The organism is Ramlibacter sp., from assembly GCF_036383835.1.
Classification (GTDB): Bacteria; Pseudomonadota; Gammaproteobacteria; order Burkholderiales; family Burkholderiaceae_C; genus Ramlibacter.
The window spans coordinates 1-7,331 of sequence record NZ_DASVNN010000087.1 but is presented as its reverse complement, the minus strand read 5'-3'; the positions used below and the strand labels follow the sequence as shown (position 1 = coordinate 7,331).

The 7,331-nt window shown below is 70.1% G+C and carries 7 protein-coding genes; 5 read left to right on the top strand and 2 right to left on the bottom strand.

The genetic code is table 11. The annotated features are described in order from the left end of the window. From VF522_RS14175 to VF522_RS14165, 3 genes are all read left to right on the top strand, one after another. Positions 1 to 1,276 (top strand): C13 family peptidase (locus tag VF522_RS14175; protein ID WP_330908929.1); only part of this gene is annotated, 1,276 nt, incomplete at its 5' end. Positions 1,277 to 1,335: 59 nt separating this feature from the next. Continuing rightward, entirely contained in the window at positions 1,336 to 3,858 is a 2,523-nt protein-coding gene (locus VF522_RS14170) for an ABC transporter permease (RefSeq protein ID WP_330908928.1), read from the top strand. A gap of 21 nt (positions 3,859 to 3,879) precedes the next feature. Further along, on the top strand, positions 3,880 to 4,284 hold the full coding sequence (locus VF522_RS14165) for a group II truncated hemoglobin (protein WP_330908927.1): 405 nt from the start codon (positions 3,880 to 3,882) through the stop codon (positions 4,282 to 4,284). Positions 4,285 to 4,384: 100 nt separating this feature from the next. On the opposite strand, the gene VF522_RS14160 is transcribed toward VF522_RS14165, so the two are convergent. Then, entirely contained in the window at positions 4,385 to 5,023 is a 639-nt protein-coding gene (locus VF522_RS14160; protein WP_330908926.1) for a Smr/MutS family protein, read from the bottom strand. Next, positions 5,020 to 5,697: a RadC family protein gene (gene radC, locus VF522_RS14155; RefSeq protein WP_330908925.1), complete on the bottom strand. Its 678-nt coding sequence runs from the start codon at positions 5,695 to 5,697 to the stop codon at positions 5,020 to 5,022. Before radC ends, VF522_RS14160 begins: the two co-directional genes overlap by 4 nt. Positions 5,698 to 5,753: 56 nt before the next feature. Here radC and VF522_RS14150 point away from each other — a divergent pair, with 56 nt between their 5' ends. Both VF522_RS14150 and ispH read left to right on the top strand, forming a co-directional pair. Then, entirely contained in the window at positions 5,754 to 6,230 is a 477-nt protein-coding gene (locus VF522_RS14150) for an FKBP-type peptidyl-prolyl cis-trans isomerase (protein ID WP_330908923.1), read from the top strand. Continuing rightward, the gene (gene ispH, locus VF522_RS14145) at positions 6,230 to 7,162 is read left to right on the top strand and encodes a 4-hydroxy-3-methylbut-2-enyl diphosphate reductase (RefSeq protein WP_330908922.1); all 933 of its coding nucleotides are present in this window, start codon (positions 6,230 to 6,232) and stop codon (positions 7,160 to 7,162) included. The genes VF522_RS14150 and ispH overlap by 1 nt, the downstream gene beginning before the upstream one ends. Positions 7,163 to 7,331 lie beyond the last annotated feature (169 nt).

Below are 7,331 nucleotides of genomic sequence, written 5' to 3'. Positions count from 1 at the left end.
CCTGCCCGCGATCCTGATCGAGCTCGGGCTCGCGCGACTGGAAATCGACGGCGCGGCCCTCTTCAGCGTGAGCGGATGGCTCACCCCTTACTGGTCGGTGGCCGTCACCGTCTTTGTCGGCTGGATCCTCCTGCGCAACCTGCGTCCGGATGCGGCGGGCGGGCGGCCTTCGGGCGTCGCGGCCTGGTATGCGTTGAGTTGCGTCGGCAGCCTCCCCCCGCTGGTGCTGATCGGCGGGCTGGCCGTCCTGCGTGCGCGTGCGGGGCTGCCGCCGGTGCTGGACTCCGGGCCGGTCGCATGGGGCGCGTACCTTGCGTGCCATGCATGGTTCGTCGTGGTTCCGGTCGCGCTGGCCTGGCATTTCGGCGCGGGCCGCGCCAGGCTGGCGATGCTTGCAGTGGCCCTCGTCGCCATGCAATGGGTCGCCAGCACGTACTTCTACGAGCGTTCCTGGTATCCGGAGCGGCTTCCCGACGAGGGCGGGCAGCGGCTTTCGCTGAGCCAGGAAAGCTTCGAGACGCAGCAGGCCGTATGGCAGAAGGCGGTCGCCTCCCTCGCGCCCCAGCGCGCCGCGGTGCGCGACGTCTACGGCCTGGTGTTCGCGCCCTACGCGAACGAGGACGTCTTCCTGCGCGAGAGCACGATGGTGGCGGACCTGATCGCGCAGCGCTTCGACGCGCAAGGACGGGTGCTGCACCTGGCGAACCACGCGAGCACGGGCGAACGCCTGCCCTGGGCGACGCCGCTGAACCTCGGGCGCGCCATCGAGGCGCTCGGCAAGCGGATGGATCCCGCGCAGGACGTGCTGGTCGTGTATCTCACCTCGCACGGTGCGCGCGACTTCAAGCTGTCGGCGTCGCACTGGCCCCTGAAGGTCGGCAGCATCGGCCCCGCGGAACTGCGCAAGGCGCTCGACGACGCCGGCATCCGCCACCGCGTGATCGCCGTCTCCGCGTGCTTCTCGGGCGGCTGGGTGGCGCCGCTGGCGAGCGACACCAGCCTGGTGATGACCGCGGCGGACCCGGACCACACGTCGTACGGCTGCGGCCGCCTTTCCGAACTGACCTACTTCGGACGCGCGGTGTTCGACGAGCAGCTGCGCAGCACGCATTCCTTCGAGCAGGCGTTCACCGCCGCCGTGCCGGTGATCCGGCAGCGCGAGGTCGAGGCCGGCAAGCCCGACGGCTTCTCGAATCCGCAGATCAGCGTGGGCGACAAGATCCGGCCCGTGCTGGAGGAAGTCGCAGCGCGGCTGGAGGGCCCGGTGCGCCCCTGATCCCCGGGGCCATCGCACGCACGGGCTGTCCCGCGCGCGTTTTCGGGTAAGGTCGGCGCATGAAGATCCATCCGACGCTGGCCCTCGCGTGGCGCACGCTGTGGCGCGACCTGCGCGCCGGCGAGCTGCGGCTGCTGATCGTGGCGGTCACGCTCGCGGTGGCGGCGCTCACCGCCGTCGGCTTCTTCGCCGACCGCCTGAAGGGCGGCCTCTCGCGCGACGCGCGCCAGCTGCTCGGCGGCGATGCCGTCGTGGTGAGCGACGCGCCGACGCCGCCGTCCTTCGTCGAGAAGGCCCGCTCGCTGAACCTGCGCAGCGCGACGACGCTGGTGTTCCCCTCAATGGCGCGCGCGCCCGATGCGCAGGGCGGCGGCAGCCGGCTCGTGTCGCTGAAGGCCGTGCCGGCCGGGTATCCCCTGCGGGGCAACCTGCAGGTGGCCGATCGCAGCGACGCGCCGGGCCGGGAGACGCGCGAAGTCCCGCAGCGCGGCGACGTGTGGGTGGAAGCGCCGCTGCTCGATGCGATCGGCCTGAAGGTCGGCGACCCGCTGTTGCTCGGCGACGCGCAGCTGCGCATCGCACGCGTCATCGTGGTGGAGCCCGATCGCGGCGCCGGTTTCCTCAGCTTCGCGCCGCGCGCGATGATCAACGTCGGCGACCTCGAGGCGACGCACCTGGTGCAGCCCGCCAGCCGCGTGGGCTACCGCTTCGCGGTGGTCGGCAACGATCGCCAGGTGGCGCAGTTCTCCGATTGGGCCGTGGCGGAAGCGAAGAAGCCGGACGTGCGCGGCGTGCGCGTCGAGTCGCTGGAAGGCGGGCGGCCGGAGATGCGGCAGACGCTGGACCGCGCCGAGAAATTCCTCAACCTGGTGGCGCTGCTCGCGGCGCTCCTGAGCGCGGTGGCGGTGGCGCTGGCCGCGCGCGGCTTCGCGAGCCGGCATCTCGACGACTGCGCGATGCTGCGCGTGCTGGGCCAGAGCCAGCGCACCATCGCCTGGAGCTACGCCTTCGAGTTCGCGTTGATCGGCCTGTTCGCAAGCCTGCTCGGCGTGCTGGTGGGCTTCGCGGTGCACTTCGTGTTCGTGGCGATGATGGGCAGCCTGGTGCAGGCGACGCTGCCCGCGCCCGGCGTGTGGCCGGTGCTGTTCGGCCTCGGCATGGGGCTCACGCTGCTCTTCGCCTTCGGGCTGCCGCCGGTGCTGCAGCTGGCGCAGGTGCCGCCGCTGCGCGTGATCCGCCGCGACATCGGCAACCTGAAGCCCGCATCCGCGCTGGTGCTGGGCATCGGCATCGCGGGCTTCGTCGCGCTGCTGCTCGCGGCGAGCAGCGACTTGAAGCTCGGTGGCATCGCCGTGGGCGGCTTCGCCGGCGCGGTGCTGGTGTTCGCGGGCCTGAGCTGGCTGGCGGTGAAGCTGCTGCGGCGGCTGGTCAACGAAGCGACCGCGCCGCGCTGGCTCGTGCTGGCGACGCGCCAGATCGGCGCGCGGCCCGCCTACGCGGTGGTGCAGACCAGCGCGCTCGCGGTGGGCCTGCTCGCGCTCGTGCTGCTGGTGCTGCTGCGCACCGACCTCATCGCGAGCTGGCGGCAGGCCACGCCGCCGGATGCGCCGAACCGCTTCGTGATCAACGTGATGCCGGAGCAGAGCCAGGACTTCGTGAAGGCGCTGCGTTCCTCGGGCGTGCAGCGCCTGGACTGGTATCCCATGTTCCGTGGCCGGCTGGTGGCGGTGAACGGGCGCAACGTGACGCCCGACGACTTCGAGGAAGACCGCGCCAAGCGCCTGGTGGATCGCGAGTTCAACCTGTCCTTCTCCGCCGAAGCGCCGCCGCACAACCCGGTGGTGGCCGGGCGCTGGCAGGCGGAGGAAAAGGGCGCGGTCAGCGTGGAGGAGGGCATCGCCACCACGCTGGGCCTGAAGCTCGGCGACACGCTGCGCTTCGACGTGGCGGGCATGACCAGCGAAGCGAAGATCACGTCGCTGCGCAAGGTGGACTGGGGTTCCATGCGCGCCAACTTCTTCGTGATGTACCCGGTGAGCGAACTCCCCGACGTGCCGGTCACCTACATGGGCGCGTTCCGCGCGCCGGATCGCAGGGGCTTCGACAACGAGCTGGTGCGCCGATTCCCGAACGTGACCAACGTCGACATGACGGCGACGATCACGCAGGTGCAGGGCGTGCTGGACAAGGTGATCCGCGCGGTGGAGTTCCTCTTCGGGTTTACGCTCGCCGCGGGCGTCGTGGTGCTGTTCGCGGCGGTCACGGCCACCCGCGAAGAGCGCGCGCGCGAGTTCGCGATCATGCGTGCGGTGGGCGCGAAAGGTGCGCTGCTGCGCCAGGTGCAGCGCGCCGAACTGGCAGGCGTCGGCCTGCTCGCGGGCTTCCTCGCCAGCATGGTCGCCGCGCTCGTAGGCTGGGGCCTGGCGAAATACGCGTTCGACTTCACCTGGACGGCCTCGCCGTGGGTGGTGGTGGTCGGCGCGCTCGCAGGCGCCGTCCTGGCCCTCGCGGCCGGCTGGTGGGGCCTGCGCGAAGTGCTGAGCCGCCCGGTCGTCGAAACCCTGCGCAAGGCGGCCGAATAGGGCAGCGGCGACAATCGGGGGATGGACAGTTCAGAGAAGCCGGCCTACGCCACTCCCTTCGAGTGGATCGGCGGCGAAGAGAAAGTGCGGGCCCTGGTCGATCGCTTCTACGACCTGATGGACCTGGAGCCGAAGTACCGGGAATTGCGCGATGCGCACGGCACCGAGCTGGAGCGCGCGCGGCAGAACCTGTTCTGGTTCCTGTGCGGCTGGCTCGGCGGCCCGCAGCACTACACCGACCGCTTCGGCCATCCGCGCCTGCGCATGCGCCACATGCCGTTCAAGATCGGGATCATCGAGCGCGACCAGTGGCTGGCGTGCATGGACCAGGCGATGGGGGAGGTGGGGGTCGATGAGACGCTGCGCGCCCGGTTGCGTGAATCGTTCCATCAAACGGCCGACTGGATGCGGAATTCGCCGGGTTGATTCCGTCATCCCCGCGCAGGCGGGGATCCAGGGCTTCCGGACTGCGCGCTGCGCGCGCAGCTTCAACGCTCTGGTTTCCCGCCTGCGCGGGAATGACGGGTCAGGGCGAAGGCTTCAGCAGAACGACGACGGCTCCGGCGCCTCCCTCATCCCCCCGCGCCTGCACGAACGCCAGCACCTCGTTCTTCTGCACCAGCCAGCTGTGCACCTTGCCCTTGAGCACCGGCGTCTTGCCGGGGGAGCCGAGGCCCTTGCCGTGCACCACGCGCACGCAGCGCAAGCCCTGGCACACGGACTCGCGCAGGAATTCGGCCAGTGCCTCGCGCGCGTCGTCGCGGCGCAGGCCATGCAGGTCGATCTCCGCCTGGATGGTCCACTCGCCACGCCGCAATTTGCGGGCGACGTCGATGCCGATGCCGGGCCGCCGGAAGCTCAGGGCGTCGTCCACTTCCAGCAGCGTGGACGCGTCGAATTCGTCGCTGATCGCCTCGCGCAGCACGCGCTGGTCATCGAGCTGGCGCTGCACGGGGATCGGAGCCACCGGCTCCGGTGGGTGCACCACGCGGCCGTGGTGCTGCAGCTTCTCCACCTTGCCCGCGGCGCGCTCGAACAGGTTGCGCTCGGCTTCGGCGCGCTTGTGCGCCTCCGCCCGTTTCGCGGCCTGTTCGCGCTCGATGCGTTCCTTGTCTTCGAGGTGCTTGCGGATCGCGTGCAGGTCCTGCAGGGACTTCGATTTCAAACCAGTCCCTTCTCGGCCATCGACAGCGCATGGCCCGGGGCGACGATCACGTGGTCCAGCACGCGCACGTCCACCAGGGCGAGCGCGGCCTTCAGCGTCTGGGTGAGCGCCTCGTCGGCCCGCGAGGGCTGCACGGTGCCGCTCGGATGGTTGTGCGCCAGCACCACGGCGGCCGCGTGGTGGTGCAGGGCCTTGAGGACGACTTCGCGGGGATACACGCTGGTCTGAGTCAGGGTGCCGCGGAAGAGTTCTTCCATCGCGATCAACCGGTTCTGCGCATCGAGGAACAGGCCCGCGAACACCTCGTGCGGCCGGCGGCCCAGGTGCAGCTGCAGGTAATTTTTCACGGCGTCGGGCGAGCCGAAGACCTCGCGCGACTTCAGCTGTTCAGCCACCGCGCGCCGCGCGAGCTCCAGGACGGCCATCAGCTGGGAGCGCTTGGCGGTGCCGCCCAGGCCGTGGACCGTGCGCAATTCCTCGCCGGAGGCGTGCAGCAGGCCGGCCAGGCCGCTGAAGCGTGACAGCACGTCCTCCGCCATCTGGAACACGCCACGGCGCTGCGTGCCGGTGCGCAGCAGCAGCGCCAGCAGCTCGGTGTCGCTCAGGGCGGCGGCACCGCGCGCCAGCAGCTTTTCGCGCGGCCGCGCGTCGGCAGGCAGGTCTTTGAGAGCCATCGGGGATGCCCTTCGCGCCGTCTTCCTAAAATGGCGGCCAGTCTACCGAGAGTTCCATGGCCTCCACCGCCCCCCGGGTGCAACCCGGTTCCTTTCTCACACTCCACTACCGCCTGGCCGGACCGGCGGGGGACATCATCAATACCTTCGCCGACAAGCCGGCCACGCTGACCGTCGGTGCCGGCGAGCTCTCGCCCGCGGTGGAGCAGCGCCTGCTGGGGCTGGAAGAGGGCACGCGGGCGCAATTCGAGCTCCCGGCCGGCGAGGCCTTCGGCGATCGCAACCCGGAGATGGTGCAGTGGGTCGCGCGCAAGCTCCTCGTCCAGATGGGCGACCCGCACGAGACCTACCACCTCGGCGACGTAGTGAGCTTTCCCACGCCCGACGGCCTGGGCCAGTACGCCGGATCGGTGCGGCAACTGGGCGAGGACAGCGACGGCGACGGCCAGCCCGACGCCGTGCTGTTCGATTTCAACCACCCGCTCGCGGGGCAGCCTGTCACCTTCGAGGTGCAGGTGATCGGAGTCCTCTGATGGGTCCCCAGGAAATCCTTCTCGCCGAACCGCGCGGGTTCTGCGCCGGCGTCGACCGCGCGATCGACATCGTGGAGCACGCGCTCGCCAAGTTCGGCGCGCCGATCTACGTGCGCCACGAGATCGTGCACAACACCTTCGTGGTGAACGACCTCAAGTCGAAGGGCGCGATCTTCATCGAGGACCTCGCGGAGGTGCCGCCCGGCGCGACGCTCGTGTTCTCCGCCCATGGCGTGAGCAAGGCGGTGAAGCAGGAAGCCGACGCGCGGGGCTTCCACGTGTTCGACGCCACCTGCCCCCTGGTCAACAAGGTCCACATGGAAGTGGCCAAGCTGTCCCGCGAAGGCTACGAGTTCATCATGATCGGGCACAAGGGCCATCCCGAGGTCGAAGGCACCATGGGCCAGGTCGACCGGGGCATCCACCTGGTGGAGGAAGTCTCGGACGTCGCGCGGGTGCACCCCGGGCAGACCGAGCGGCTCGCGGTGGTGACGCAGACCACGCTGTCGGTGGACGATGCCGCGGAGATCATGGAAGCGGTGAAGCAGCGCTTCCCCTCGATCCGCCAGCCGAAGCAGCAGGACATCTGCTATGCCACGCAGAACCGGCAGGACGCGGTGAAGATGCTCTCGCGCGACGTCGACGTCGTCATCGTGGTGGGCAGCCCCACCAGCTCCAACAGCAACCGCCTCGCCGAACTCGCGCGCAAGCTGGGCGTGGACAGCTACATGGTCGACAACGCGGACGAACTGCAGCCGCAGTGGCTGGAAGGCAAGTCGCGCATCGGCCTCACCGCCGGCGCCTCGGCGCCCGACGTGCTGGTGCAGGAAGTGATCGCCCGGCTGAAGTCCTTCGGCGCGCTGGCCGTGCGCAGGATGGAGGGCATCCAGGAGACGGTGAAGTTCCCGCTGCCCAAGGGGCTGAAGGCGTGACCTCGCCCCGTTGCTTGTCATCCCGGGCTTGACCCGGGATCCATCGCCGATGAAGCACGACATCGAAGCGGCGGCGCGGCGCTTCACTGATGACGGCCGCGGCTTCATCCGCCGCACGCCGCTGTGGAAGCTCCCCGGCGGCACCTTCGGCATCGACTGCGCCGAACTG

Bases quoted from the DNA above. Each gene is read 5' to 3' on its own strand.
- VF522_RS14165 (WP_330908927.1), top strand. From the start codon at position 3,880: ATGGACAGTTCAGAGAAGCCGGCCTACGCCACTCCCTTCGAGTGGATC.
- VF522_RS14170 (WP_330908928.1), top strand. From the start codon at position 1,336: ATGAAGATCCATCCGACGCTGGCCCTCGCGTGGCGCACGCTGTGGCGC.
- radC (WP_330908925.1), bottom strand. From the start codon at position 5,697: ATGGCTCTCAAAGACCTGCCTGCCGACGCGCGGCCGCGCGAAAAGCTG.
- VF522_RS14150 (WP_330908923.1), top strand. From the start codon at position 5,754: ATGGCCTCCACCGCCCCCCGGGTGCAACCCGGTTCCTTTCTCACACTC.
- ispH (WP_330908922.1), top strand. From the start codon at position 6,230: ATGGGTCCCCAGGAAATCCTTCTCGCCGAACCGCGCGGGTTCTGCGCC.